Genomic DNA, 26236 nt, shown 5'->3' with positions numbered 1-26236 from the left:
GGTCATCCGATGCTGGCCTCCACTCCAGCCAGCATCTTGAATCACAAAACAGATAAATCTGGAATCCCCTTTGATTCCGTCAAAGGGGGAACCGCTCTAGCTGCGAGTCTAGACCGTCTCGCTGACTCGGGCCGCAAGAAAATCGGGCAGATCGGCAACCGAATCCAGAATGATATCGGCGATCTGCGACAGCGATTCACGTGTACCGGTGCCGGACAGCACGCCGATCGCCAGGCCGCAGCCGCCGGCGCGCGCCATTTCCAGATCGTGGCGATTGTCGCCGACGACGGCGATCGCCGCTGGCCTGAGTCCTGTCAGATCCGAGAAGGCAAGGATCGTATCCGGCGCCGGTTTTGGATTGGCCACCGCGTCGTAACCATAGGCGGCTTCGAAAAGCTGCGCGACGCCCAGTGTGACCAGGGTCTTTTCCGCGCCGCTGGTCGAGTCGTTGGTGGCGACGCCAAGCCGGTAGGATTTCCTGTGAAGCAGCCCAAGCGTCTCGACCACACCCGGCAGCGCCACCGCCATTGCCGATCCTTGCGCCGAGGTGATGGCGTTGAAGCGGGCGACGGCAAGCATCTGGTCCTCGTCGGACAGCCGTGGAAACCACAGCTCGACGACGTCCATGTTGGTGCCGGAGGCAAAAATCGAATCCGGCTTGAAGCGCTTGGTGGCGAAGTCGAAGCCCGCCGCCGCAAGCAGCCTGTCTGCTTTCCAGCGATCGCCTTCGGCCGCATCCATCGCCATGAAGTCGGCGATGCCCAGCCATGTCGCGTTGAAATCGACAAGCGTGCCGTCCTTGTCGAACAATATTCCCTTGATGTCCGCCAAGCTTTTCACTCCGGGCCGCGCAAGCGGTGAATGTATTCCACCAGTCCGGCAGTCGAGGCATCCCGCTTTGCGGCATTCTCCTTGCCTTCAACGACGGGCAGCAGGCCGGTCGCCAGTTCCTTGCCGAGCTCGACGCCCCACTGGTCGAAGGAGTTGATGTTGAACAGCGTGCCTTCGACGAAGACGCGGTGCTCGTAGAGTGCAATCAGCCGTCCGAACGTGTGGGGGTCGAGTTTCCTGTAGAGGATCGTCACCGAGGGGCGGTCGCCGGAGAAGACGCGGTGCGGAGCAACCCTGTCGACATCGGCGGGCTTCATGCCTTTCGCCAGCATCTGCGCGCGGGCTTCCTCAAGCGTGCGGCCCTTCATGAAGGCTTCCGACTGCGCCAGGCAATTGGCGAGCAGAAGGTCGTGGTGATGCTTCAGTTCCGGCTCGTGGCCGACGGCAGCGGCGAGGAATTCGACCGGAATGAAATCGGTGCCCTGATGTAGAAGCTGGAAAAAGGCATGCTGGCCATTGGTGCCGGGCTCGCCCCAGACCAGCGGGCCGGTCGGCGTCGTCACAGCGCCGCCGTCCAGGGTGACGCTCTTGCCGTTCGATTCCATGTCGAGCTGCTGCAGATAGGCCGGTAGCCTGGACAGACGCTGATCGTAGGGGATGACGGCGCGAGCGGGGTATTTGCAGACCACCCGGTGCCACCAGCCAATCAGCCCCATCAGCGCCGGCAGGTTCTTCGCCAGCGGCGCGGTGCGGAAATGCTCGTCCAGCTCATGGGCGCCGTCGAGAAAGGCGCGAAAATCCTTCGGGCCGATGGCGATCATCACCGGCAGGCCGATCGCACCCCAGACGGAATAGCGGCCGCCGACCCAGTCCCAGAAGCCGAAGACGCGATCGGGCGCGATGCCGAATTTGGCGACCAGGTCGAGCGCCGTCGAGACGGCGGCGAAATGCTTGCCGACTGCTTCCTTGCCGAGCGCCTTCTCGACCCATCGGCGCGCGGTCTCGGCATTGGTCATCGTCTCGACCGTGGTGAAGGTCTTGGAGGCGATGATGAACAGGGTGGTTTCGGCGGAAAGACCCTTCAGTGTGTCGTGAATATGGGCACCGTCGATATTGGATACGTAATGCGCGCGCGGCCCGTCATGATAGGGCGCCAGCGCCAGCGTCGCCATGGCCGGGCCGAGATCGGAGCCGCCGATGCCGATGTTGACGATGTCGGTGATCTTCTTGCCGGTCGCGCCGGCCGCCTTGCCGGAACGCACCGCGTCCGCGAAGGCACCCATCGCGTCGAGTACGGCAAGGACTTCCACCTTCACGTCCTGACCGTCGAGCACGATGCCCTTGCCGGTCAAGTTGCGCAGCGCCGTGTGCAGCACGGCGCGGCCTTCGGTGACGTTGATCTTCTTGCCAGCAAACATAGCGTCGCGCCGGCCTTCGAGGTCGGCGGCCTCAGCCAGCTTCTCCAGCAACTCCATCGTCCGCGCATCGACCGCGCATTTCGACCAGTCGAGCAGCAGGTCGCCGTCGCTGGCGGAGAATTTCTCGAAGCGCTGCGGATCGGCAGCGAAAGCCTCGCGCATCGAGCCCGATTTGGCCGCACGATGATCGCGCAATGCGTCGAGCTGCTTTTGAAAGGACGATTGATCCACTGCTTTGCTCCGGTCTCTTGAGATGCATCTTATCAGGCCGGATGTTTCCGGCGCGTGTCGTCGCGGCAAACTATCGGGTCGAATTCTATCTGTTTCAATGCGCAGCGATGCCGCAGCGCAGCGTGGGCCGGCGCAAAGGATCACTGGCATAAATCCCAGCGATCAGAAAAATTGATTGGCGCAACACCTTGTGCCACCGGTACATTCGACTGGTCCAGCCAAGTGAAAAAAGCTGGCCATCGAGGAACATCTCCCATGCCACAGCGAAACGACACGGCCATATGGTCCGGCCTGTTCCGGATTTCGGCGGAATCCGGTCAGACCCTGCAAGCGCAGATCCGCCAGGCGATTGTCGCCGCCATCCTCGACCGGCAGATCGCGGCTTCCATGCCGCTTCCGTCCTGCCGGATTCTTGCCGAAAAACTCGGCGTAGCGCGCGGCACCGTGGTGCTGGCCTTCCAGCAGCTGGTCGACCAGGGCTTCCTGGTGGCGCGCGAGCGCCGCGGCCATTTCGTCAATCCCGAAGTGCTGGCGACGCCGGCCAAGCCGCACCAGAAAGCGCCCGACCAGGCCAACGAGATCGACTGGAAGGCGCGCCGGCAGATCGCGGCGAGCGACATGCCACCGCCGGCCAAGCACGACAACTGGATCAAGTCGTCCTACCCCTTCGTCTATGGCCAGTTCGACCCGGCGCTGTTCCCGACCGCCGAATGGCGCGAGTGCAACCGCATGGCGCTGGCGGTGCTCGAAATCCGCAACTGGGCGTCCGACATGGTCGACCGCGACGATCCACTCCTGATCGAGCAGATCCAGGCACGGCTGCTGCCGCGACGCGGCATCTTCGCCAATCCGGACGAGATCATCGTGACGCTGGGCGCGCAGAACGCGCTTTACATGCTGGCGACGCTGTTGATGACAAAGGGCTCGAAGGTGGCGATGGAGGACCCGGGCTATCCCGATGCACGTTCGATCTTCCGGCTGGCCGGCGCCGACATCCAGCCGGTTCCGGTCGACCACTCCGGCATCGTAACCTCGGCCATTCCCAATGATTCCGGCTTCGTCTTCGTCACGCCCAGCCACCATTGCCCCACCATGGTGCCGCTGTCGGCAGAGCGGCGGCAGGATCTTCTGGCGCGCGCCAACCGCTACAACCAGATCATCATCGAGGACGGATATGACAGCCAGCTCCTGGACGAGGCGCCGCAGCAGGCGCTGAAGAGCCTCGATCGGTCCGGCCGCGTCGTCTACGTCGGCTCGATGTCAAAGACGCTGGCTCCCGGCCTCAGGCTCGGCTACATCGTCGCCTCGGCCGGGCTGATCTCCGAGCTTCGGGCGCTACGCCGCTTCATGCTGCGCCATCCGCCGGCGAACAACCAGCGCGCCGTCGCATTGTTCCTGTCGCTCGGCCATCACGAGGCGCTGGTGCGGCGGCTGTCGAGCGCCTTCGATGAGAGGCGCAAGCGTCTGGTCCATGCGATTTCCGCCTTCCTGCCGGAGTGGCGCTCGACCGATTCGGCCGGCGGCACGTCGCTCTGGCTCGAGGGGCCGCGCGGCACCGATTCGCGCGGGCTGGCGGAGGCCGCAGCCTCGCGCAGCGTCATCATCGAGCCTGGCGACCGCTTCTTCGACCGTACCGAAAAACCATCGCGTTTCATGCGCTTGGGCATTTCCTCGATCGCGTTGCAGCACATCGAACCCGGCATCCGCGAACTGGCGACGGCAGCTGGACGCAGGCCGGCAGCGGCCTGATCTCCCTTCCCCGACCGGAGCCTGGCGCACGTAGTGCGGCTCCGGTTCTTTAGCTCCTTGGCATATGCGACGGGACCGGCTGGCACATAGGCTGTGCCAATGCCGGCGGCATAGTCGCTATATAAAGGGGACGAAGCAGGCCGATGGTGGACCAACCGCCGCGCCCGCTCCGCAGCTAAAGTTGGAGTGCCTTCATGCCAATGGCCCATGAGAAGCAGGACGTGTCCGCAGACCAGCGTTCGCGGCGGTCCGGCGGGCGCGAGGCGCGCCGCGCCATGCGGGCGGCACCGCTCGCCGACGACGTCAAGCCGGTGCGTGCTGGCCTCGAAGGCGGAAGCTACAGCCCGCTCAGCGGCAATGATTGCGAACGTATCCATGAGGCCGTGCTTACTCTTCTGGAGACAGTCGGTTTCGCCAACGCCATCCCCTCCTGCATCGAGGCACTCACCAAAGCCGGCGCGACCTTCAGTGAGGACGGCCGCCTGCGGTTTCCTCGCGGCCTTGTGCTCGACACGATCAAGAAAGCGGCACGGCATTTCACCCTGCACGGCCAGGATCCGAAGCATGACATGGTGATCCAGGGCAAGCGCGTGCATTACGGCACGGCTGGTGCTGCGGTGCATCTCGTCGATGTCGAAAAGCGTGAGTATCGCGAGTCGCTGCTGCAGGACATTTACGATGCCGCGCGCCTGGTCGAAGGGCTCGACAACATCCATTTCTTCCAGCGGCCGATGGTGCCGCGCGACATTCCCGACCCGCTCGATATGGATTTCAACACGCTCTACGCCTGCGTCATGGGCACGTCGAAGCATGTCGGCACCTCGTTTACCGTGCGTGAGAACGTCAAGCCGGCGCTCGACATGCTCTATGCGATTGCCGGCGGCGAAGAGAATTTTCGCGCCCGGCCTTTCGTCTCCAATTCGAACTGCTTCGTCGTGCCGCCGATGAAGTTTGCCGAGGACGCCTGTGGCGTTCTCGAAGCCTGCGTCGAGGGCGGCATTCCGATCCTGCTGCTGTCGGCAGGCCAGGCGGGTGCGACGGCACCGGCGGCGATTGCCGGCGCCGTGGTGCAGGCGGTCGCCGAAGTGCTCGTCGGCCTCATCTACGTCAACGCCATCAAGCCAGGCCATCCGGCGATTTTCGGTACTTGGCCGTTTGTCTCGGATCTCCGGACCGGCGCCATGTCGGGCGGTTCGGCCGAGCAGGCGGTGCTGACCGCGGCCTGCGCGCAGATGGCGCAATTTTACGACCTGCCGGGCGGTTCGGCCGCCGGCATGACAGATTCGAAACTGCCTGACATTCAGTCCGGCTACGAAAAGGGCATAACCGACGTGATGGCCGGTCTTGCCGGCCTCAACCTGGTTTACGAATCGGCCGGCATGCACGCCTCGCTGCTCGGCTTTTGCCTTGAGAGCCTGATCATCGACAACGACATGCTCGGCCACTGCCTGCGCTGCGTGCGCGGCATCGAAGTGACGGACGAGTCGCTGTCGATCGACACCATTGCCGATGTCTGCCTGAAGGGCCCGGGCCATTATCTCGGCAACGAGCAGACGCTGCGGCTGATGCAGACCGAATATTTCTATCCGGCCGTCGGCGACCGCTTTTCGCCTAAGGAATGGAATGAGAAAGGTAGGCCTGACATCTTGCAGCGGGCGATCATCGAGAAGAAGCGCGTGCTTGCCGAACGCTTCCCGCGCCACGTGCCGAAGCCGGTCGACGACAAATTGCGCGCCCGCTTCGGCGATATGATCAAGCTGCCGCGCGGCAGAATGGGCGGCTGAGCGTTACCCGCTCACCGCCAGCAACAACACACCGGCCAGCGCCGATCCGGCAAGCGTCGGCAGCATACCGATCTTCAGCTTCAGAATGGCGATCATGGAGGCACAGGAAAGCAGCGCCGCGCGCCAGTCTATCGATGAAAGCACCGGCACGTCCATTTCAAGCCCGACATTGCGCACTTCGCCGAAGATGACGTGCAAGCCAAACCATAGAGCGAGATTCATGATGACGCCGACGACGGCGGCGGTGATCGCACCGAGCGCCGCCGACAGCGCCTTGTTGCCGCGCAGCGCTTCGATGTAAGGCGCGCCAAGGAATATCCACAAGAAACATGGAGTAAACGTCGCCCATAGCGTGAACAGACCCCCAAACAATCCGGCAAGCAGCGGCGCCAGCAAGCCCGGCTGGCGGAACGCGGCAACGAAGCCGACGAACTGCAAGACCAGGATGAGCGGACCCGGCGTGGTTTCGGCAAGTCCGAGGCCGTCGACCATTTCACCGGGTGCCAGCCAGCCGAAGTACTCGACCGCTGCCTGCGCGACATAGGCAAGGGCTGCGTAGGCACCGCCGAAGGTGACGACCGCCATGACACTGAAGAAGCCACCGATTTGCGTCCAAACGCTGGCAGGGCCGGTGACAGCCCAGACCAGCAGAATAGGCCCCAGCCAGATCGGCAGCCAGATCGCCAAAGTGCGCGGCGCGTGCCATCGTGTCGGCCTGACGTGGGTCAGTTCGCCGCGCTCGAACATCAGATCGACCACGCCCTTTATGTCGGGAACATCGCCCTTGCCATGCGAAGCGCCGGAAAAAAAAGCCGGCGCACTACGGTTGCCGATCCAGCCTGCCAGGCCGGCAAGCAGCACGATCAGCGGAAACGGCACGTTCAACGCGTAGATGGCGATGAAGGCGGCGAGTGCGATCGACACCATGACCGGGTTTTTCAGCGCGCGTCTGCCGATCCGGATCACCGCCTCGATGACAATGGCGAGCACGGTCGCCTTGACCCCGAAAAACAGCGCCGCGACGAGTGGTACATCGCCATAGAGCGCATAGAGGCTGCTCAGGACGAACATGACAAGCGCGCCCGGCACGACGAAGAGAATGCCGGCAACAAGGCCGCCGACCGTTTTGTGCAGCAACCAGCCGATATAGATGGCGAGTTGCTGGGCCTCGGGGCCAGGCAGCAGCATGCAGTAGTTCAACGCATGCAGGAAGCGTTGTTCGCCGATCCAGCGCCGTTCCTCGACCAGTTCCTTGTGCATGAGCGCAATCTGCCCGGCCGGGCCGCCAAAGCTGAGCACGCCGATTTTCGCCCAGACCTTCACGGCCTGCCGGAAGCTCGGCACAACCGGCTCCTGGATCTCCGGCGGCTTTTTCGAAAGGACGGCGCTCACGATGGTTTGCCCGCGCCGAGACTGACTGCGCCGGCGGCCGGCCAGTTATGCGTCTCTTCGGTGGCATCGCGGCACCAGCGGAAGAACGCATCGTAAAGCAGCATGCCGGCCTCGAGCTGCTCCAGATCGTCGCGAAACATTCGTGACAGGCCAAGCGAGGCGGCCAGGAACCCGGCCGCCTGTGGAACAAGATCGAGGCTCGCAGTATCGGCAGCGCGTATGATCGTGGCCAGGCGATCGAGCGCTTCGGATTTAAGCCCGAACTCCTCGATCATGGTGTCGAAGGTGCAGCGTTCGCCGCGGTGGCTCCAGAACACGTTCTCGATGTCGAAAGGCACGGCCTGAAAGCGATCGGCGACGGCCGCCACTTCGGCCGGCTCGACGAAGAGAAAGACCGCGTGAGGATCGATGAAGCGCCGGATCAGCCAGGGGCAGGCGATGCGATCGACCTTCGGGCGCGTACGCGTCACCCAAACGGTGCGGCCCTTGGCATCGGCGGGCGGTATCTTGTCGGCGTGAACGAGAAGGCCCTTGGCATCGCGCCATGCTTCAAACCCGCCGTCGAGCGATTCGGCGGCAATGCCCTCCTGCCGCAGCCATGCGGCCACGCCTTGCGAAAGCTTTTTTCCCTGCTGGCAGACGACTGTCACTTGCCTGCCAGCGAAGTCGGCAGCCCAGTTCGAGACAGTCCTGAAATCACGCCGATCCGACCCCGGCAGCAATCGCGGGTCGGCGTTGTAGTCATCATCGATGCGGACGTCGATGATTGCGGGTGCACCCGGCAGCCCAATCAGACGGGACAGTTGCGATACAGTGATAGCGGTTGTTGACGGCATGGCGTCCACCTCCTTGAAAGAGAAGCTTGGACGCGAACGTTGGGCTGACGCCTCACGGGGTCGTCGCGATGCACCCCTTGCGATGATCGTGGATTTGTCACGCCCGCTTGTCAAGCATTTGTCCCTGCTGTCGCAGGGCAATCGCTTTTGACAAATGACCGCATCCAACTCTGTGGCAAGCATTTCTCCCCGTTAGCGGGCTGTTAACGGGGAGAAATGAGGTGACCGCAAAATTGGCGACCTGACGGCTGGCTCGTGCGACGGACCCTGGTCAGTGATTGTCCCTCGGCACGCCGCTTGTATGAGCCACATCCTGGTATTTCACCGCCGGCTTCAGCACCATGCCTTCGGAAAACTGGTCGACCATGCCGCGCTGGATTTCCTGCCAGGGCGTCTGGTGCTTCGGATAGTGATAGCCGCCATTGTTTTGCAGCTCGGCGCGGCGCCGCGTGATCTCGTCGTCGCTGACGAGGATGTCGGCGGTACCCTTGCGCAGGTCGATGCGGACGCGGTCGCCGGTCTTCAGCAGCGCCAGGCCGCCGCCGATGGCGGCTTCCGGCGAGGCGTTGAGGATCGATGGCGAGCCCGACGTGCCCGACTGGCGACCGTCGCCGATACAGGCCAGCGCGTGGATGCCCTTTTTGATCAGATAGGCAGGCGGCTGCATGTTGACGACTTCCGCGCCGCCGGGATAGCCGATCGGGCCGGCGCCACGCATGAACAGGATGGTGTGCTCGTCGATGCCCTGTGCCGGGTCGTCGATGCGGGCGTGATAGTCCTCGGGGCCGTCGAAGACCATGGCGTTGCCCTCGAAGGCTTCGGGGTCCTTTGGGTTCGACAGATAGCGCTCGCGGAATTCGGGCGAGATGCCGCTGGTCTTCATGATCGCCGAATCGAACAAATTGCCCTTGAGATTGATGAAGCCGGCATTGGCTTTCAGCGGCTCGGCAACCGTGCGGATGACGTCGAGGTTCTCGTTGACGGCGCCGCTACAATTGTCGCCGATGGTCTTGCCGTTAGCCGTCATGGCTTCCGGATAGGGCAGCAGGCCGCCCTTCATCAGTTCGGCGACCACGGCCGGCACGCCGCCGGCATGGTGATAGTCCTCGCCGAGATATTCGCCCGTCGGCTGCAGATTGACGATGAGCGGTATGTTGAGGCCGACCTTCTGCCAATCGTCATTGTCGAGCGGCACGCCGAGATGGCGGGCGATGGCGTTGAGGTGGATCGGCGCATTGGTCGAGCCGCCGATCGCCGAGTTGACGACGATGGCGTTCTCGAAGGCCTTACGGGTCATGATGTCGGAGGGCTTCAGATCCTCATGCACCATGTCGACGATGCGCTTTCCGGTCTCGTAGGCGATCTGGCCGCGTTCGCGATAGGGGGCGGGGATAGCGGCCGAGCCCGGCAATTGCATGCCGAGCGCCTCGGCCAGCGAATTCATCGTGGTGGCGGTGCCCATCGTGTTGCAATAGCCGGTCGACGGCGCCGAGGAGGCAACGATATCCATGAACTCGTCATAGCCAATCTCGCCGGCCGACAGGCGCTGGCGCGATTCCCAGACGATGGTGCCGGAGCCGGTGCGCTTGCCCTTGTGCCAGCCGTTGAGCATCGGGCCGACCGAAAGCGCGATAGCCGGAATGTTGACGGTGGCCGCGGCCATCAGCATGGCCGGCGTCGTCTTGTCGCAGCCGATGGTGAGCACCACGCCGTCGAGCGGATAGCCGTAGAGCACCTCTACCAGGCTGAGATAGGCAAGGTTGCGGTCAAGTGCAGCAGTCGGCCGCTTGCCGGTTTCCTGGATCGGGTGGCAAGGGAACTCGAAAGGAATGCCACCCATCGAGACGATGCCTTCGCGCACGCGCTTGGCCAGTTCGATGTGATGGCGGTTGCAGGGCGACAGGTCCGAGCCGGTCTGGGCGATGCCGATCAGCGGCTTCCCGGACATCAGTTCGGCCCGCGTCAGCCCGTAATTCAGGTAGCGTTCCAGATAGAGTGCCGTCATGCCCGGATTGTCGGGATTGTCGAACCACTCCTGCGAGCGAAATTTTTTCTTGTGGGTGGGGGCGCCTGCCATCGTGGTCTCCGTATTTGTATGACAAATCGATATGACAACGCGCGGAAGCAGGCAAGGGGCACGCGCCATCCGAATCCGCACTTTGGTGCGATAGACATAGATCTGCCCCCGCGCTAGACGGGGATTGGGGTTTGCCAGTCCGCTATCCCGGAAAAGTTGGAGCGTGTCGCCGCGGACCTACCTGACCCTTCCGGCCACCCTCCCCCTCAAGGGGCCCACTTGGGGGGATATCCGCATCACTCGAATACGATGCTCGGCACTGCAGCCTCGGCCGCGCCGCGCTCTTCATTGACGCGGTCCCAGACCTTGGCGGCGATGTCGCGATAGATTTTCGCCTCAGCGCCATCCGGCTTAGAGACCACCACCGGCGTGCCGGCATCGGAGCTCTCGCGGATGGACATCTCGAGCGGCACTTCACCAAGGAAGGTGACGCCGAGACGCTCGGCCTCGCGGCGCGCGCCGCCATGGCCGAAGATGTCGTAGCGTTTTCCCGTATCGGGGGCGAGAAAATAGCTCATGTTTTCGACGATACCCAATAGCGGCACGTCGACCTTTCTGAACATGTTGAGGCCTTTGCGCGCATCGATCAGGGCCAGGTCCTGTGGCGTCGAGACGATGACGGCGCCGGCCAGCGGCACCTGTTGGGCCATGGTCAGCTGGGCGTCGCCGGTGCCGGGCGGCATGTCGACGACGAGCACATCGAGCGGTCCCCATTCGACCTCGCGCAGCATCTGCGTCAATGCCGACATCACCATCGGCCCGCGCCAGATCATCGGCGTCTCCTCATCGACGAGGAAGCCCATCGACATGACCTTGAGGCCATAATTCTGCATCGGTTTCAGGATCTTGCCGTCGACGGTCTGCGGTCTGCCACGAATGTTGAGCAGACGCGGCATGGAGGGGCCATAAATATCGGCATCGAGCACGCCGACCCGCAGCCCGTTGGCGGCAAGCCCAAGGGCGATATTGACGGCGGTGGTCGACTTGCCGACGCCGCCCTTGCCGGAAGCAACAGCGATGATCGCCTCGATGCCGGGTACGCCGCGCTTGCCCTGGCTGTGTGAGGCCGGCGCCTGGGGCATGGGACGCGCAGGTGCGGCCGGTGGAGCGGGCCTCTGAGCCGGGCTTTGCGGAACCGGCGCCTCCATGCCGCCTCCCTTCTTTTCCGCCGTCAGCGCGACCACGGCGCCGGCGACACCGGGGATCGCCTTGACGACACGTTCGGCGGCCGCGCGCAGCGGCTCCATCTCCTGGGCACGGGCAGCGGGAACGGTGATTGAGAAGAACACCTTGGCATCGGCAATGAAAATCTCGGACACCAGGCCGAGGTCGACGATATTGCCGGTGAAATCCGGCCCATTGACCGTTTTCAGGCGCTCGATAACGATTTCCTTGGTCACGTTTTCATGGGCGGCGGGCATGAGTTTTTCCTCTACTTTTCCGCTCCAGATAATGCAGTTCCGGAACAGAACCAAGCGATGGACCAACAGTTGCAGCGGCGTACCGGGGAGGCAGCGAGCATATGACGGCATTTCCAGTGGGAGTAGCCGTCGCCAAATCGTCAACGCAGCCTATTTCAATGGACATGGAATGACCGTCAGGGAAGGAGACGAATCATGCTCGCAAACAGCAACGCAACGGCCAATCTCGCTGTGAAGGACCTGGCCAAGGCCAGGGCTTTCTACGAAGGGACGCTCGGCCTCAAAGAGGTGCACAATGAAGGTGGCGAACTGATCGTCTATGAAAGCGGCGATACCGCCATCAACGTGTACCGTTCGAACTTCGCTGGGACCAACAAGGCGACGGCTGTGACCTGGACGGTCGGCGATGAACTCGGCAAGATCGTCGAGGCATTGAAATCGAAGGGCGTGACCTTCGAGCATTACGACATGCCCGGCCTGACGCTGGAGGGCGACGTTCATGTCGGTCAGGGCATGAAGATCGCATGGTTCAAGGATCCGGACGGCAACATCCTGAACCTTGTGGATAGGTAGATACGGCGCATCGCCTGCCGCGCAGTGCTGCGGTGCTGTCACCATGCCAGGCCGACCGCGAGGTAGGTGAGAGCCGCGATCGCCGCGGTTGCCGGCAGGGTGACGATCCATGCCACCACGATGTTGCCGGCAATGCCCCAGCGAACGGCGGAGACGCGGCGGGCGGCGCCGACGCCAATGATGGCGCCGGTGATCGTGTGCGTGGTCGATACCGGAATACCGAGCCAGGTGGCGGCGAACAGGGTGATCGCACCGCCGGTCTCGGCGCAGAAACCCTGCATCGGGTTCAGCCGGGTGATCTTCGAGCCCATTGTGTGGACGATGCGCCAGCCACCGAGCAATGTGCCCAGCGCCAGCGCCGACTGACAGGTGATGACGACCCACAGCGGCACGTAAAAATTCGCGCCGAGCATGCCTTGCGAATAGAGCAGCACGGCTATGATGCCCATCGTCTTCTGCGCGTCGTTGCCGCCATGGCCGAGCGAATAGAGCGAGGCGGAAAAGAACTGCATGACGCGGAACGTGCTGTCGACTGCGAACGGCGTCTGCCGCACGAACAGCCAGGAAACCGCAAGGATCAAGATGAGCGCCAGCAGAAATCCCGCCGCCGGCGATAGCACGATGGCTGCCGTGGTCTTGCCCAATCCGGCCCAGACGATAGCGCCGGTGCCTGCCTTGGCAACGCCGGCGCCGACCAAACCGCCGATCAGTGCGTGTGAGCTGCTGGACGGGATGCCGACGAGCCAGGTGACGATGTTCCAGACGATGGCGCCGACAAGTGCTGCGAAGATCACTGCCGGCGTGACGATGCTGGCGTCGATGATGCCGGTTCCCAGCGTCTCCGCCACGTGGAGACCGAAGAACATGAAGGCGATGAAATTGAAGAAGGCCGCCCAGAACACCGCATAATGCGGCCGCAGCACCCGGGTGGAGACGATGGTGGCGATGGAGTTGGCGGCATCGTGCAGGCCGTTAAGGAAATCGAAGAACAGCGCGACGAAGACAAGGCCGACCAGCACGGGAAAGGCTATTGCGGCTTCCACTATACGTTCTCGATGACGATGCCGCTGATTTCGTTGGCGACGTCCTCGAAGCGATCGACCACCTTTTCCAGCTCGCCGTAGATCTCGCTGCCGATCAGATAGGCCATCGGATCGCTGCGGCCGTGCCGCTTGAACAGGTCCTTCAGGCCCTGCTCGTGCAGGTCGTCGGCCCGGCCTTCCGCGCGCATGACCTCCTCGGCGATGGCGTTGAGGCGCACCGTATGCGCCCCGACCTCGCCGAGCAGCGGGATCGCCTCGGCCACCAACTTGGCGGCCTCGACGACGACGCCCCCCATTTCCTGCATCAGCGGGTCGAATTCCTTCTTTTCGAACAGCCTTACCGTCTTGACGGTCTTGTGCATCATGTCGATGGCATCATCCATCGACTGGATCAGGTCCTTGATGTCGCCGCGGTCGAAGGGCGTGATAAAGGAGCGGCGCACGGCCAGCAGCACTTCCGCGGTGATCTGATCGGCTTCGTCCTCGAGATCGATGATCGTCTGACACCAGCGGTCGATGTCGTTGCCCTGCAAAAGCTGCTGCAGTGCCTCGGCGCCAGCGACCACGGTGCGGGAATGCCGCTCGAACAGGTCGAAGAAGCGATCTTCGCGCGGCAAAAGCTTGCGGAACCAGCCCAGCATGTTCGGTCTCCCGTCGTGTCGGTCCACGACCAGTTCCATCCACATAGCGCTGCATGCCATCGCGGGAAACAGTAAGCCGGCTGAAAGATGTGGATGCGGACGATTTACAGGCGGCTTGCGGCCGAAGGCGATTTCCACGACGTTGCGCGCTACGATCGGACACAGCGTCCGTGACAGGCTCCCGACGGCATGATCGACAAGCTGGAATTCTTCATAGCACTTGCCAGGGAAGAACATTTCGGCCGGGCGGCGGAGGTGTGCGGCGTCACCCAACCGACGCTTTCGGCCGGCATCAAGCAGCTGGAGGGCCAGCTCGGCGTGATGCTGGTGCTGCGCGGCTCGCGCTTCCAGGGGCTGACGCCGGAAGGCAAGCAGGTGCTGGTGTGGGCGCGCCGCATCGTCGGCGATAGCAGGACCATGCGCGAGGAGATGCGGGCGGCACGCCACGGCTTGTCAGGGCGCATCCGTATCGCCGCGATCCCGACGGCGCTGGCCATGGTGGCGCGATTGACGACGCCGTTTCGGGCAAAGCACCCCGGCGTTACCTTCTCGGTGCTGTCGCGGACATCGATCGAGGTGCTGTCGCTGCTCGGCAATTTCGACATTGACGCCGGCATCACCTATCTCGACAACGAGCCGCTCGGACGCGTCACCAGCGTGCCGCTCTACGACGAGCGCTACCAGCTGATCACCGCCGTCGGGAACCCCTATTTCGACCGCGACAAAGTGACATGGGCGGAACTCAGCCAGCTGCCGCTCTGCCTGCTGACGCCGGACATGCAGAACCGCCGCATCATCGACCAGCATCTGGCCGAAGCCGGCGTGCAGGTGCGGCCGACTTTGGAATCCAACTCGATGATCGTGCTGTTTTCGCATATCCGCACCGGCAAATGGTCGTCGATCATGCCGCTTAACCTTGCGGAAACGTTCGGCTTTTCCGAGCCGATCCGGGCTATCCCGATCGTCGAGCCGGATGCCAGCCACACCGTCGGGCTGGTGGCCGCGCCGCGCGAACCGCACACGCCGCTGGTCTCGGCGCTGTTGGACGAGGCAATGGCGCTGGCGGACGATTTCCGCGCCCGCCGCTAGGCTAGACAATGCTGGTGAACGCGATCGATAGAAGATTTCTATCGAGCAACGGATCGGCTTTATTGATTTAGCGGGTTTCCTCTGATTTCTTAAGCACTTAGCGGAAGACCGCCACGACCAGGGAGGGCGCTGCATGACGATGCAGCCTGCAAGTACCGAGATCGCATCGCGCACGGCGGCGATCATCCAGGAGCTGAAAGGCCTCGAAGGCCCGCTGTTGCCGATCCTTCACGGTATACAGGAAGAGTTCGGCTATGTGCCGCAGGACGCGCTGCCCGTGATCGCCGAGGCGCTGAACATCTCCAGGGCCGAGGTGCATGGCGTCGTCACTTTCTATCACGATTATCGCAGCCAGCCGGCCGGCAGGCATGTGCTGAAGCTCTGCCAGGCGGAAGCCTGCCAGTCGATGGGTTCGGATGCGATCGCCGCCAAGCTCAAATCATTGCTGGGCATAGGCTTCCACGAGACACCCCGCGACGGTTCGGTGACGCTGGAGCCGGTCTATTGCCTCGGCCTTTGCGCCTGCTCGCCGTCGGCGATGCTGGACGGTGAGGTGATCGGGCGGCTCGACGACGAAAAGCTCAATGAAATCGTTGCCGAGGTGCGCTCATGATCCCGCGTATCTATATTCCGGGCGATTCCGGCGCGCTGGCGCTCGGCGCGGAAAAGGTCGCCAAGGCGATTCGGGCGGAATTGGCCGAGCGCGGCATCGAGGCCAAGATCGTGCGCAACGGCTCGCGCGGCGCCTATTTCCTCGAGCCGATGGTCGAAGTGGCGACAGCCACTGGCCGCGTCGCCTATGGGCCGGTGAAGCCATCCGACGTCAAAAGCCTGTTCGACTGCGGCTTCCTCACCGGCGGCCACCACAAGCGCTGGCTGGGTACGCCGGACAAGATCCCGTTCCTGGCCAAACAGACGCGGCTGACCTTTGCGCGCTGCGGCGTCACCGATCCGCTGTCGCTCGATCACTACAAGGCGCATGGCGGGCTGAAAGGCCTGCAGAATGCAGTGGCGATGACGCCGTCCGACGTCGTCAAACAGGTGACCGAGTCCGGGCTGCGCGGTCGTGGCGGCGCCGGCTTCCCGACCGGCATCAAGTGGAAGACGGTGCTCGATACGTCGGCCGACCGCAAATACATCGTCTGCAATGCCGATGAAGGCGATTCCGGCACGTTCGCCGACCGCATGATCATGGAAGGCGACCCCTTCGTGCTGATCGAAGGCATGGCGATCGCCGGCATTGCCACCGGCGCGACCAAGGGCTTCATCTATATCCGCTCCGAATACCCGCATGCGGTGGCGGTGATGCAGAAGGCCGTCGAGATCGCCCGCAAGGCCGGCTTGCTCGGCGTCAATGTGCTCGGCTCGGCCAATTCATTCGACATGGAAGTCCGCGTCGGTGCCGGCGCCTATGTCTGCGGCGAGGAGACCGCCCTGCTCGACAGCCTCGAAGGCAAGCGCGGACAGGTGCGGGCCAAGCCGCCGCTGCCGGCGCACAAGGGCCTGTTCGGCAAGCCGACGGTAATCAACAACGTCATCTCGCTGGCCTCGGTGCCGGTGATCATGGACAAGGGCGCCGCCTTCTACAAGGATTTCGGCATGGGCCGTTCGCGCGGCACCATCCCGATCCAGATTGCCGGCAACGTGAAGTATCCCGGTCTCTACGAGGCCGCGTTCGGCATGACGCTGGGTGAAATCGTCGACGACATCGGCGGCGGCACGGCGACGGGGCGTCCGGTCAAGGCGGTACAAGTGGGTGGCCCGCTCGGCGCCTATTTCCCGCGCGCCCTGTTCGACACGCCGTTCGACTACGAGGCGTTTGCCGCCAAGGACGGGCTGATCGGCCATGCCGGCATCGTCGTTTTCGACGACAGCGCCGACATGCTGAAGCAGGCACGCTTTGCCATGGAATTCTGCGCTATCGAAAGCTGCGGCAAGTGCACGCCGTGCCGCGTCGGCTCGACGCGCGGCGTCGAGGTGCTGGACCGGCTCGCCCAGAACGTCGAACCGGAAAAGCAGATCGCGCTGGTCACCGACCTTTGCAACACGATGAAGTTCGGCTCGCTTTGCGCTCTCGGCGGCTTCACCCCATATCCAGTGATGAGTGCACTCAACCATTTCCCGGACGACTTTCGGCCGACGCCGGTCGCCGAAGCAGCGGAATAGGAGCGGACAGGCATGAACGCGGCATTCGACATCAAATCGCTGGTCCAGGAAATCGACTACGGCACACCCGCCTCGGAAGCCGAACAGCAGGTAACGCTGACCGTCGACGGCAAGTCGGTGACGGTGCCGGCGGGGACCTCTATCATGCGCGCTTCGATGGAAGCGGGCGTCGAAATCCCGAAACTCTGCGCCACCGACATGCTGGATTCGTTCGGCTCCTGCCGGGTCTGCCTCGTCGAGATCGATGGGCGCGGCGGCACGCCGGCCTCGTGCACGACGCCGGTCGGCGAAGGCATGGTCGTGCATACGCAGAGCGACCGGCTAGACGCCATCCGCCGCGGCGTGATGGAACTCTATGTCTCCGACCACCCGGCGGCGTGGGGCGAGAAGGCCGGCACCGGCGCCAGCGAGTTCGACAAGGTCGTCAGGACGGTCGGCCTGACCGAGAACCGCTATGGCGTGGACGGCCGCAACCACGTCAAGCAGGAAAACGGCGTGGCGCCCGGCCATGGCTCGCTGACCATCGACTATATCGCGCGTGATGAATCGAACCCCTATTTCACCTACGATCCGGCGCAGTGCATCGTGTGCTCGCGCTGCGTGCGCGCTTGTGAAGAGGTGCAGGGCACGTTTGCGCTGACCATCGAGGGCCGCGGCTTCGAATCCAGGGTCTCGGCCGGCATGCACGAGGCGTTCGTCGATTCCGAATGCGTGTCGTGCGGGGCCTGCGTGCAGGCCTGCCCGACCGATGCGCTGAGGGAAAAGACCGTGCTGGCGAAGGGCCTGCCCGAGCGCTCGACCGTCACCACCTGTGCCTATTGCGGCGTCGGCTGTTCGTTCAAGGCCGAGGTCAAGGGCGACGACGTCATCCGCATGATGCCCTACAAGGCAGGCAAGGCCAACCACGGCCACTCCTGCGTCAAGGGCCGCTTCGCCTATGGCTATGCGACGCACAAGGACCGGATCCTGAAGCCGATGATCCGCGAGAAGGTCAGCGATCCGTGGCGCGAAGTGTCGTGGGAAGAGGCGCTCACCCATACGGCGAACGAATTCCGCCGCATCCAATACCAGTACGGCCGCACCTCGATCGGCGGCATCACCTCGTCGCGCTGCACCAACGAGGAAACCTACCTCGTCCAGAAGTTGGTCCGGCAGGGCTTCCGCAACAACAATGTCGACACCTGCGCCCGCGTCTGCCATTCGCCGACCGGCTATGGCCTCGGCCAGACCTTCGGCACCTCCGCCGGCACGCAGGATTTCGATTCGATCGAGCAGACGGACGTCATCCTGCTGATCGGCGCCAATCCGACCGATGCGCATCCGGTGTTCGCATCGCGCATGAAAAAGCGCATGCGCCAGGGCGCCAAGCTGATCGTGCTCGATCCGCGCCGCACCGACATCGTGCGCTCGGCCCATGTCGAGGCGCAATTCCATCTGCCGCTGAAGCCGGGCACCAACGTCGCCATGCTGACAGCGCTCGCCCATGTCATCGTCACCGAAGGCCTGTTCGACGAGGCCTTCATCCGCGAGCGCTGCGACTGGGACGAGTTCCAGGATTGGGCATCGTTCGTGGCATTGCCGGAAAACAGCCCGGAGGTCGTCGGCCAGCTCGCCAACGTCGATCCCGACGACATACGCGGTGCAGCCCGGCTCTATGCCCGCGGCGGCAACGGCGCGATCTATTACGGCCTCGGCGTGACCGAGCACAGCCAGGGCTCGACCACCGTCATCGCCATTGCCAACCTCGCCATGGCGACCGGCAATATCGGCCGGCCGGGCGTCGGCGTGAACCCGCTGCGCGGCCAGAACAATGTGCAGGGCTCCTGCGACATGGGCTCGTTCCCCCACGAGCTTCCCGGCTATCGCCACATCTCAGGCGACGCCGTGCGCGCTATCTATGAGAGCCTGTGGGGCGTCAAGCTCGACGACGAGCCCGGCCTGCGCATCCCCAACATGTTGGACGCAGCCGTCGACGGCTCGTTCAAGGGCCTCTATGTGCAGGGCGAGGACATCCTGCAGTCGGACCCCGACACCAAGCATGTCGCCGCGGGTCTCGCCGCGATGGAATGTGTGGTCGTGCACGACCTCTTCCTCAACGAGACGGCCAACTACGCGCATGTCTTCCTGCCCGGCTCGACCTTCCTCGAGAAGGACGGCACCTTCACCAATGCCGAGCGCCGCATCAACATGGTGCGCAAGGTGATGGAGCCGAAATGCGGCTATGCCGACTGGGAGACGACGCAGGAGCTCGCCAAGGCGCTCGGCCTCGGCTGGAACTACACGCATCCGTCTGAGATCATGGACGAGATCGCCAAGACGACGCCGAGTTTCGCCGGCGTTTCCTTCGACCTTCTCGACCGGGTGGGCTCGGTGCAGTGGCCCTGCAACGAGAAGTCGCCGGAAGGCACGCCGATCATGCATATTGGCGGCTTCGTGCGCGGCAAGGGCAAGTTCATCCGCACCGAATACGTGGCGACCGACGAAAGGACCGGACCGCGCTTTCCCCTGCTGCTGACCACCGGCCGCATCCTGTCGCAATACAATGTCGGCGCGCAGACCCGGCGCACCGACAACGTCGTGTGGCATAGCGAGGACCGGCTGGAGATCCATCCGCACGATGCCGAAAATCGCGGCCTGCGCGACGGCGACTGGGTGCGGCTGACCAGCCGCTCCGGCGAGACGACGCTGCGCGCGCTGATCACCGAGCGGGTGTCGCCGGGCGTCGTCTATACGACCTTCCACCATCCCGACACCCAGGCCAACGTCATCACCACCGACTTCTCCGACTGGGCGACCAACTGCCCGGAATACAAGGTGACCGCGGTGCAGGTGGGTGCATCCAACGGCCCGTCGGAATGGCAGCGCGACTATGACGAGCAGGCGAAGCAAAGCCGCCGCATCGCGAAGTTGGAAGCGGCGGAGTAGCGTTTTGGCGTCGTGCCGGAGCACCCCCCTCTGGCCTACCGGCCATCTCCCCCTCAAGGGGGGAGATTGGATGTCATCTCGGCTTTCGCCAATCACCAGCGTCGAAGGGTGCCTTACGTCTGAACTGCCAATCTCCCCTCTTGAGGGGGAGATGGCCGGTAGGCCAGAGGGGGGTGCCGCGTGATGCCCAAACGTCGTGCTGTCACCCAGATCAGCCGCCTCGCGCGCCGCGCCGGCGGCACCGCGGCCGCCAACCGCATGGTGCCGGAAGAGACGCCGGTAGCATTCTCCTTTGCCGGCACCACGCATGCGGTGATGATGGCAAGCCCGGCCGATTTCGAGGATTTCGCGCTCGGCTTCTCGCTGACCGAAGGCATCATTGCCTCGCCAGACGAAATCGAAGCGATCGAGGTCGAGGATCACGGCGCCGGAATCGATATCCAGATCAGGCTGAAGGACAGCGCCAACACCCGCTTCGAGGCGCGTCGCAGACGGCTGGCCGGCCCGGTCGGCTGCGGGCTGTGCGGCATCGAATCGATCGAGGAAGCAATGCGCTCGGTCGATCCGGTCGGCGCGTCAACGCTTACGCTTCAGGCCGACGATATCGTTCGCTCGGTCAAGCTTTTGTCGAAGGTGCAGCCGCTGCACGCCGAGACCGGCGCGGTCCACGCGGCCGGTTTTTACCTCCCCGGCAAGGGCATCGTCATGGCGCGCGAGGATGTCGGCCGTCACAATGCGCTGGACAAGCTGGCCGGCGCCCTGGCCAAAGCCGGTATCGACGGCAGGTCGGGGGCCGTCGTCGTGACGTCGCGCGTTTCGGTCGAGATGGTGCAGAAGACCGCGGCGATCGGTGCTGCCTTCATCATCGCCGTCTCGGCGCCGACGGCACTTGCCATCCGCACCGCGGACGACGCCGGCATGACGCTGGTGGCGCTGGTGCGCGGCGACGATTTCGATATTTTCACCCATCCTGACCGCGTGGTTTCCGGAGTTGCCAAGCATGTCGCATGACGAAGGCCACCTCATGAGCACCAGCGAAAAGCTGGTTCGCATGGCCAACCAGATCGCCGCCTTTTTCCACTCCAAGCCGCGCGAGCAAGGCATTGCCGGCGTCGCCGAGCACATCAACAAGTTCTGGGAGCCGCGGATGCGCCGGCAATTGTTCGAGATGCTGGATAGCGGCGGCGAAGGGTTCAACGAGCTTGTCGTCGCGGCCGCGCCTCACATCAAGCGGCCGGGCGCGCCGGAGGGCGCAGGTTTTAGCGTCGGCGGTGCGAACACCGAGACTACCGCCGCGTCACAGAAGTAGGCGCCGCGGACCTACATTCACACTCTCTATAGTTTCATCTGCCGCAAGCTGCGCGCCTCTGCTATGATCCGGCGATAAGAAATCGTCGGGTCGGGCGGACAACCTCGTGAGGCCGATCGAAACTCGATACGCGCTCAGTGGCGACGTGCGGATCGCCTATCAGGTGGTCGGCCAGGGATCGCTCGATCTGGTCTTCGTGCCGGGTTTCATTTCCAATCTCGACCTGCACTGGGAAGACGAAGGCTACACCCGGCTGTTGGCGTTACTTGCGGAACACCGCAGTCATACATCATCTCTTATGCAAGGTGGCGGCAGCCGGGGCAGCGCAAGCCTCCATGACTACGGAGAGGGAAACCCCTACTCGCTCTCACCCTCCAGCGCCGGCACCGACACGCCAGCAAGCTCCGCCGCCAGCAACCGCGCAGCACCGGCGCGCGCGATCCTCAGCATCAGCGCCTTGCGTGTCGCCGCCGCCATGCGGTGCTCGGGCGCATCGCGCAAAATCTCAGCACCATAGCCGTCCGAGAGAATGAAGCCGCACTCTTCCGGAAAGATTTCCTGGGGCACGCCGGGATGCGTGGCGAAGAAGAAGCGGTCGGAATGCAGCCGGTAGTCCGGCCATTTGCGGTCGACCCTGAAATCCTCGATCGAGGATTTGATCTCGATGATCCAGATGTCGCCCTGGCGGGTCAGCGCCACGAGATCGGCGCGGCGCCCGGTCGCCAGCGACAGTTCGGGCAAGACATGCGCGCCCATCTGCTTGAGCAGCCGCTGCACGCCGCGACGAACCAGCATGGCACGCTCCGACTGGCGGCCGTCGATGAGCGGGTTGAGGGGAAGAGGTGAGATGATCGGCATGGCCGCACCATGCCAGATTTTGTTCACGGTTTGAACCCGGTTTTCAGTGCGATTATCTGGCTGACAAACCTAATCTGCAAAATACTGTGGAGCGGGCGCTACAAGGCCCGCCCTTCCACAAGGCGGGCCGCTCGCGTTATGAATGCGGTTCTTACTGGTGAGGGGAGCTATGTTTTCGCGAGGCGTCGCGGTTGATCTAATATTCACCGCTGCAGGCCCGAAAGTGGTCGCAGCATAATCAAAAAGGTGGCGAAGCATGGTTACTGAGATTGCAAGTTTGACGATCGACCAGACTAGGCTCAATAGGATGCTCACGCGGGGCGTCGTATTTTCCGTTATTTGGCTCGCCGGTTTCGGGTCTTCTTATGCACTCTACCAGGGGCTTCTGGCGCGACGGATGATAAAAATGAATCCCATGCTTCGGGGAAATGGCCGCGCCTGGTGGTGCATCATTGTGGGAGGGCTTGGGGCCGCAGCCTTATGTGCGATAGTTGGCGCCGGCATTTTCAACGCCATGACACAACCCTAGGTCACACGGTAACACCGCCTGCCGATCCGGTGTTGGGTCATATTGATATGTAGGTCCCATTCAATGAGCGCTTCCGGCGTCATCCTCCCATCGTTGGCCGTCATTCCCGGCCGCAAGTTTGAAGCTTGCTGATTCATATCAAAATGCTCCTGTCCTGTCGCCGGGCCGCACCAGATATGGCAACTCAGATTTGCCATTGTCATCGAACAGGCCTCAGCTAACCGGCATCATGCCCTCCAGAGCAATAATTCTCGTCTTTGCGCAGCGTTCGCGGATGGCCTTGAGCCGGCCGTATTCTGGAGAATCGTACCATGCCAGGAGGGAAGCCATGTCGGGGAATTCGACAATGACGAGGCGATGAGGCTCCCAATCGCCTTCCAGAACTTTGGTGGCTCCGCCGCGAGCGATGTACCTCCCCCCGTAGCGGGCTTCGGTTGCAGGCACGTCCCGGCGGTATTCCTCGAAGACGGCGGCGTCGGTTATGTCTACATCAGCAATGAGATATGCGGCCATTGACCTTACTCCCCTTGGGAAAGGCAATTGAAACAGGTCTATTAGCGGTCCCGCAACTAAGCCAGCGGTACTACGCCTCGGAAACGACTCGCGTTCTCCCGGATTGCGGCGCTTAACTGTCTTGGTGGGGGCAGCTCTGGGAGGAGACGAACCATGCCGATGTATCTCACGCGATTCAGCTACAGGCCCGAAACCTGGGCGCGCTTGATGGACAATCCCGAGGATAGACGCGAGGCTGCCCGTTCCTACATCGAGTCGGTGGGCGGAAAGCTGCACGGGTTCTGGTATGCCTTCGGAGAGTACGATGGCTGGAACCTGTGGGAGGCGCCGGACAATGTGTCGATGGCATCCGTCATGCTCGCAATCGGTGCGGGAGGCGCGCTCAGCTCGTACGAGACCACCGTGCTGTTAAGTGTCGAAGAGACGATGGACGCGCTTGGGAAAGCGAAGTCGATCCGCTATCGCCCACCGGGATCGTGACGGCCGCCCCTGCTTTGCGGAGTGTCGAAGGCTGGGGAACGCTTGCTCTCGAACGGCGCCCGTTCCTACACTTTTGCGCAAAAAATGTCCGCTGCACCCTCTTGGCAGCGCCGGCAGCTTGCGCTTTCAATGTCGGCCACGGGATTTTTTACGAGGAGCACACCATGACGGAAGATGACGACCGGAAATCGGCGACGCCGGAGGAAATCCGCTCGGCCATCAGAGGCTGGGCGGTGCTTGGGGCAATCATCGTTGCCGTGTTTGGTGCCGCCTACGTCATGATCGATAGTTGAATGGCCGACGATCCTGGTCGCCCCGATGGACTGCCTGAAAAGATCGGCACGGTCCTTGGTGCATTGGTGGTGATCGGCACGTTCGGGCTTCTGGCCTGGACCGTGCTTCGCGGCGTCCTTTATTGAACCCGGCCCGTCAGGATCATCTCCTGCAGCGGCCGCGTCTCAGGCCGATCTCCTCGTAGTAACGGATGGTCTTGGCCGGCAGGCCAGAGCGCCGGGCAGCGTCACCGACATCCATGGTGATTTCCTCGTCTCGTGGCTTTTGTTCCTGGCCTATTGATTTTGCAGCATAATCCTGCGGAGGCTGTTGCCGAAATGCCATAGTCGCAGGTTTACCAGCATGCAAGTCCAAGGATATAGGCATCGCCCGCTTGGCAAGCAAAGCAAATGCCAGCATGAATGAAGATGAAAAAGCGGCCGACTCGAGCCGCTGTTGTTTGGGCAGGGCATCGGACCTTTTCATGCGCATGAAGTCACTTGCAATCGTCGCGGCCCTGGCGCTGTCGACAGCTGTCGCCGGTTGCAGCACCATCGGGTCGCAGATCTTCACCAACAACTACGGCGCGGTGACCGATGCCGGCTATCACCTGCCGCGCATCCCGATCGAAAAGGTGCCGTTCAAATACCGCCGGCAGATCGTCGACTACGACACCAGGGAAAAGCCGGGCACCATCATCGTCGATACGCAGAACAAATTCCTCTATTTCGTCATGGGCGACGGCGAGGCGATGCGTTACGGCATCGGCGTCGGCCGTGAGGGTTTCGAATGGCACGGCACTGCACATATCGCGCTGAAGCGCGAATGGCCGACCTGGACGCCGCCGTCGCAGATGATTAGGCGCCAGCCGGAGCTGACCAAGTTTGCCGGCGGCATGGAGCCGGGATTGAAGAACCCGCTCGGCGCGCGCGCCATGTACCTGTTCAACAAGGGCGGCGATATGGGCTATCGCCTGCATGGCAGCCCGGAATGGAATTCGATCGGCAAGGCGATGTCGTCGGGCTGTATCCGGCTGATGAACCAGGACATTATCGACCTCTACGACCGCACCTCGGTCGGCGCCAAGGTCATTGTAATATAAAGCCCTCATACGCGGACCGTCTAGGCAACAACACAGACGTCGCAAACAGAAAACCGGGCACTTGAGCCCGGTTTTTTGTTGTCTGCGGAAGTTGAAGATGGAACGGCGTGTCAGGAAACCTGTTCGACATGCTGCACTTCCGGCACAAAGTGCCGGAGCAGGTTCTGGATGCCGTGCTTCAGCGTCGCCGTCGACGACGGGCAGCCGGCGCAGGCGCCTTTCATGTGCAGGAATACCGTGCCGTTCTCGAAGCCGCGGAAGGTGATGTCGCCGCCATCCTGGGCAACGGCCGGGCGCACCCGCGTGTCGAGCAGCTCCTTGATGGTGAGGACCAGCTCCTCGTCGGCCTTGTCGTAGAATTCGCCGGTCTGGCTGGTCTCGGCGGCGGGGCCGGCCTTGGCCATCACCGGGGCGCCGGACATGAAATGCTCCATGATGGCGCCGAGGATAGCCGGCTTCAGATGCTGCCAGTCGGGGCCGTCCTTGGTCACGGTGATGAAATCATAGCCGAAGAAGACGCCGGTGACGCCGGGGATCTCGAACAGCCGGCCGGCCAACGGCGAAGCCGTTGCGGCGCTATCGGCATCACGGAAATCGGCGGTGCCTTCTTGCAGCACTTCCTTGCCGGGCAGGAATTTCAGCGTCGCCGGGTTTGGCGTCGACTCGGTCTGGATGAACATGGCCGTCTCCGTGCCCGTTTCGGGGCAGCTAGTTTGGAATAATTCTAATTAGGCTTTATCCGCCCGACATTCAAGCGAAAGGCGTCGCGGGGAACGACTGGCTGGTGGAATGAATTTTCTTCTGTAGCGCCGTGCGTCTTCCTGAAGCGCCAACGATGCCGTTCATGCAATGATACTCACCGGCCGTAAGCAACCACTGCATCGCTGCGTTCTTGGACCACTGTAACGGCATGGATCCCAGGGTCTGCGCCGCGTCGCTTCGCTCCTTGCTCCGCCCTGGGATGACGAAAGGAGGGACGCTCCGGCTCATTTTGAA

At 63.0% G+C, this 26236-nt stretch carries 24 protein-coding genes and 1 pseudogene; 13 read left to right on the top strand and 12 right to left on the bottom strand.

Features of this window, described 5'->3' with window-relative positions:
• Positions 1–108 precede the first annotated feature (108 nt).
• Together NKH13_RS32870 and pgi are read right to left on the bottom strand one after the other, a co-directional pair.
• Positions 109–831, bottom strand: a complete 723-nt coding sequence (locus tag NKH13_RS32870) for an HAD family hydrolase (RefSeq protein WP_352719328.1) — start codon at positions 829–831, stop codon at positions 109–111.
• Between the two features lie 5 nt (positions 832–836).
• Positions 837–2480, bottom strand: a complete 1644-nt coding sequence (gene pgi, locus NKH13_RS32865) for a glucose-6-phosphate isomerase (protein ID WP_352719327.1) — start codon at positions 2478–2480, stop codon at positions 837–839.
• Positions 2481–2735: 255 nt separating this feature from the next.
• Between pgi and pdxR the strand changes: the two genes are divergently transcribed.
• Entirely contained in the window at positions 2736–4229 is a 1494-nt protein-coding gene (gene pdxR, locus NKH13_RS32860; RefSeq protein WP_352467513.1) for a MocR-like pyridoxine biosynthesis transcription factor PdxR, read from the top strand.
• A gap of 194 nt (positions 4230–4423) precedes the next feature.
• Positions 4424–6013, top strand: coding sequence for a trimethylamine methyltransferase family protein (locus tag NKH13_RS32855; RefSeq protein WP_352665368.1), 1590 nt, complete (start codon positions 4424–4426; stop codon positions 6011–6013).
• 3 nt (positions 6014–6016) lie between these two features.
• Here the strand turns inward: NKH13_RS32855 and chrA are convergent, their stop codons facing one another.
• The 4 genes from chrA to NKH13_RS32835 all read right to left on the bottom strand — a co-directional run bounded on the left by chrA (position 6017) and on the right by NKH13_RS32835 (position 11739).
• Positions 6017–7405: a chromate efflux transporter gene (gene chrA, locus NKH13_RS32850; protein ID WP_352719326.1), complete on the bottom strand. Its 1389-nt coding sequence runs from the start codon at positions 7403–7405 to the stop codon at positions 6017–6019.
• Complete coding sequence (locus NKH13_RS32845; protein ID WP_352719325.1) at positions 7402–8241, bottom strand: chromate resistance protein ChrB domain-containing protein; 840 nt, start codon at positions 8239–8241, stop codon at positions 7402–7404. Before NKH13_RS32845 ends, chrA begins: the two co-directional genes overlap by 4 nt.
• A 271-nt stretch (positions 8242–8512) precedes the next feature.
• Positions 8513–10318 carry an IlvD/Edd family dehydratase gene (locus NKH13_RS32840; protein ID WP_352665372.1) on the bottom strand — a complete coding sequence of 602 codons (1806 nt, stop codon included), beginning with the start codon at positions 10316–10318 and terminating at the stop codon, positions 8513–8515.
• Positions 10319–10554: 236 nt separating this feature from the next.
• Positions 10555–11739, bottom strand: coding sequence for an Mrp/NBP35 family ATP-binding protein (locus NKH13_RS32835; RefSeq protein WP_352916980.1), 1185 nt, complete (start codon positions 11737–11739; stop codon positions 10555–10557).
• Positions 11740–11934: 195 nt separating this feature from the next.
• Here NKH13_RS32835 and NKH13_RS32830 point away from each other — a divergent pair, with 195 nt between their 5' ends.
• Positions 11935–12312 carry a VOC family protein gene (locus NKH13_RS32830; protein WP_352719323.1) on the top strand — a complete coding sequence of 126 codons (378 nt, stop codon included), beginning with the start codon at positions 11935–11937 and terminating at the stop codon, positions 12310–12312.
• A 38-nt stretch (positions 12313–12350) separates the two neighbouring features.
• Here the strand turns inward: NKH13_RS32830 and NKH13_RS32825 are convergent, their stop codons facing one another.
• A complete protein-coding gene (locus tag NKH13_RS32825) occupies positions 12351–13355 on the bottom strand; it encodes an inorganic phosphate transporter (protein ID WP_352719322.1) in 1005 nt (334 codons plus the stop codon).
• Positions 13355–13996: a DUF47 family protein gene (locus tag NKH13_RS32820; protein WP_352719321.1), complete on the bottom strand. Its 642-nt coding sequence runs from the start codon at positions 13994–13996 to the stop codon at positions 13355–13357. The genes NKH13_RS32825 and NKH13_RS32820 overlap by 1 nt, the downstream gene beginning before the upstream one ends.
• Before the next feature lie 189 nt (positions 13997–14185).
• On the opposite strand from NKH13_RS32820, the gene NKH13_RS32815 reads away from it, so the two are divergent.
• The 6 genes from NKH13_RS32815 to NKH13_RS32790 all read left to right on the top strand — a co-directional run bounded on the left by NKH13_RS32815 (position 14186) and on the right by NKH13_RS32790 (position 21485).
• Positions 14186–15085, top strand: coding sequence for a LysR family transcriptional regulator (locus NKH13_RS32815; RefSeq protein WP_023717897.1), 900 nt, complete (start codon positions 14186–14188; stop codon positions 15083–15085).
• A gap of 133 nt (positions 15086–15218) precedes the next feature.
• Positions 15219–15698, top strand: coding sequence for a formate dehydrogenase subunit gamma (locus NKH13_RS32810; RefSeq protein WP_352916977.1), 480 nt, complete (start codon positions 15219–15221; stop codon positions 15696–15698).
• A complete protein-coding gene (locus NKH13_RS32805) occupies positions 15695–17251 on the top strand; it encodes a formate dehydrogenase beta subunit (protein WP_352719320.1) in 1557 nt (518 codons plus the stop codon). Before NKH13_RS32810 ends, NKH13_RS32805 begins: the two co-directional genes overlap by 4 nt.
• Before the next feature lie 12 nt (positions 17252–17263).
• A complete protein-coding gene (gene fdhF, locus NKH13_RS32800; protein WP_352719319.1) occupies positions 17264–20176 on the top strand; it encodes a formate dehydrogenase subunit alpha in 2913 nt (970 codons plus the stop codon).
• Positions 20177–20359: 183 nt separating this feature from the next.
• The gene (gene fdhD, locus NKH13_RS32795; RefSeq protein WP_502908434.1) at positions 20360–21187 is read left to right on the top strand and encodes a formate dehydrogenase accessory sulfurtransferase FdhD; all 828 of its coding nucleotides are present in this window, start codon (positions 20360–20362) and stop codon (positions 21185–21187) included.
• Entirely contained in the window at positions 21177–21485 is a 309-nt protein-coding gene (locus NKH13_RS32790) for a formate dehydrogenase subunit delta (RefSeq protein WP_352467525.1), read from the top strand. The genes fdhD and NKH13_RS32790 overlap by 11 nt, the downstream gene beginning before the upstream one ends.
• A 357-nt stretch (positions 21486–21842) precedes the next feature.
• Here NKH13_RS32790 and NKH13_RS32785 read toward each other — a convergent pair whose 3' ends face one another.
• Positions 21843–22343 (bottom strand): MmcB family DNA repair protein, encoded by a 501-nt coding sequence (locus NKH13_RS32785; RefSeq protein WP_352719334.1) that lies wholly within the window; start codon positions 22341–22343, stop codon positions 21843–21845.
• 742 nt (positions 22344–23085) lie between these two features.
• The gene (locus NKH13_RS32780) at positions 23086–23385 is read right to left on the bottom strand and encodes a DUF1330 domain-containing protein (protein ID WP_023717905.1); all 300 of its coding nucleotides are present in this window, start codon (positions 23383–23385) and stop codon (positions 23086–23088) included.
• A gap of 153 nt (positions 23386–23538) precedes the next feature.
• Here NKH13_RS32780 and NKH13_RS32775 point away from each other — a divergent pair, with 153 nt between their 5' ends.
• From NKH13_RS32775 to NKH13_RS32765, 3 genes are all read left to right on the top strand, one after another.
• Positions 23539–23865 carry a GYD domain-containing protein gene (locus NKH13_RS32775; RefSeq protein WP_023717906.1) on the top strand — a complete coding sequence of 109 codons (327 nt, stop codon included), beginning with the start codon at positions 23539–23541 and terminating at the stop codon, positions 23863–23865.
• A 164-nt stretch (positions 23866–24029) separates the two neighbouring features.
• A complete protein-coding gene (locus tag NKH13_RS32770; protein WP_302893588.1) occupies positions 24030–24158 on the top strand; it encodes a hypothetical protein in 129 nt (42 codons plus the stop codon).
• The gene (locus NKH13_RS32765) at positions 24159–24284 is read left to right on the top strand and encodes a hypothetical protein (RefSeq protein WP_352467528.1); all 126 of its coding nucleotides are present in this window, start codon (positions 24159–24161) and stop codon (positions 24282–24284) included. It abuts the gene before it with no gap.
• A 40-nt stretch (positions 24285–24324) separates the two neighbouring features.
• Here NKH13_RS32765 and NKH13_RS32760 read toward each other — a convergent pair.
• Positions 24325–24399, bottom strand: a pseudogene (locus tag NKH13_RS32760) (MerR family DNA-binding transcriptional regulator); the annotation flags it as partial.
• Between the two features lie 223 nt (positions 24400–24622).
• On the opposite strand from NKH13_RS32760, the gene NKH13_RS32755 reads away from it, so the two are divergent.
• Complete coding sequence (locus NKH13_RS32755) at positions 24623–25240, top strand: L,D-transpeptidase (protein ID WP_352719316.1); 618 nt, start codon at positions 24623–24625, stop codon at positions 25238–25240.
• Between the two features lie 110 nt (positions 25241–25350).
• Here NKH13_RS32755 and NKH13_RS32750 read toward each other — a convergent pair whose 3' ends face one another.
• Positions 25351–25920: a NifU family protein gene (locus NKH13_RS32750; protein WP_292664553.1), complete on the bottom strand. Its 570-nt coding sequence runs from the start codon at positions 25918–25920 to the stop codon at positions 25351–25353.
• Positions 25921–26236 lie beyond the last annotated feature (316 nt).

The organism is Mesorhizobium sp. M1348 (assembly GCF_040317925.1).
Classification (GTDB): domain Bacteria; phylum Pseudomonadota; class Alphaproteobacteria; order Rhizobiales; family Rhizobiaceae; genus Mesorhizobium.
Note: the sequence above shows the minus strand (reverse complement) of the source record. Positions and strands in the feature narration are given on the sequence as shown.

Bases quoted from the DNA above. Each gene is read 5' to 3' on its own strand.
- NKH13_RS32765 (WP_352467528.1), top strand. From the start codon at position 24,159: ATGGCCGACGATCCTGGTCGCCCCGATGGACTGCCTGAAAAGATCGGC.
- fdhF (WP_352719319.1), top strand. From the start codon at position 17,264: ATGAACGCGGCATTCGACATCAAATCGCTGGTCCAGGAAATCGACTAC.
- NKH13_RS32755 (WP_352719316.1), top strand. From the start codon at position 24,623: ATGCGCATGAAGTCACTTGCAATCGTCGCGGCCCTGGCGCTGTCGACA.
- NKH13_RS32790 (WP_352467525.1), top strand. From the start codon at position 21,177: ATGTCGCATGACGAAGGCCACCTCATGAGCACCAGCGAAAAGCTGGTT.
- NKH13_RS32775 (WP_023717906.1), top strand. From the start codon at position 23,539: ATGCCGATGTATCTCACGCGATTCAGCTACAGGCCCGAAACCTGGGCG.
- NKH13_RS32835 (WP_352916980.1), bottom strand. From the start codon at position 11,739: ATGCCCGCCGCCCATGAAAACGTGACCAAGGAAATCGTTATCGAGCGC.
- NKH13_RS32845 (WP_352719325.1), bottom strand. From the start codon at position 8,241: ATGCCGTCAACAACCGCTATCACTGTATCGCAACTGTCCCGTCTGATT.
- NKH13_RS32830 (WP_352719323.1), top strand. From the start codon at position 11,935: ATGCTCGCAAACAGCAACGCAACGGCCAATCTCGCTGTGAAGGACCTG.
- NKH13_RS32785 (WP_352719334.1), bottom strand. From the start codon at position 22,343: ATGCCGATCATCTCACCTCTTCCCCTCAACCCGCTCATCGACGGCCGC.
- NKH13_RS32815 (WP_023717897.1), top strand. From the start codon at position 14,186: ATGATCGACAAGCTGGAATTCTTCATAGCACTTGCCAGGGAAGAACAT.
- NKH13_RS32840 (WP_352665372.1), bottom strand. From the start codon at position 10,318: ATGGCAGGCGCCCCCACCCACAAGAAAAAATTTCGCTCGCAGGAGTGG.
- NKH13_RS32750 (WP_292664553.1), bottom strand. From the start codon at position 25,920: ATGTTCATCCAGACCGAGTCGACGCCAAACCCGGCGACGCTGAAATTC.
- NKH13_RS32780 (WP_023717905.1), bottom strand. From the start codon at position 23,385: ATGGCCGCATATCTCATTGCTGATGTAGACATAACCGACGCCGCCGTC.
- NKH13_RS32855 (WP_352665368.1), top strand. From the start codon at position 4,424: ATGCCAATGGCCCATGAGAAGCAGGACGTGTCCGCAGACCAGCGTTCG.
- fdhD (WP_502908434.1), top strand. From the start codon at position 20,360: ATGCCCAAACGTCGTGCTGTCACCCAGATCAGCCGCCTCGCGCGCCGC.
- NKH13_RS32770 (WP_302893588.1), top strand. From the start codon at position 24,030: ATGACGGAAGATGACGACCGGAAATCGGCGACGCCGGAGGAAATCCGC.
- NKH13_RS32820 (WP_352719321.1), bottom strand. From the start codon at position 13,996: ATGCTGGGCTGGTTCCGCAAGCTTTTGCCGCGCGAAGATCGCTTCTTC.
- NKH13_RS32805 (WP_352719320.1), top strand. From the start codon at position 15,695: ATGATCCCGCGTATCTATATTCCGGGCGATTCCGGCGCGCTGGCGCTC.
- NKH13_RS32810 (WP_352916977.1), top strand. From the start codon at position 15,219: ATGACGATGCAGCCTGCAAGTACCGAGATCGCATCGCGCACGGCGGCG.
- pdxR (WP_352467513.1), top strand. From the start codon at position 2,736: ATGCCACAGCGAAACGACACGGCCATATGGTCCGGCCTGTTCCGGATT.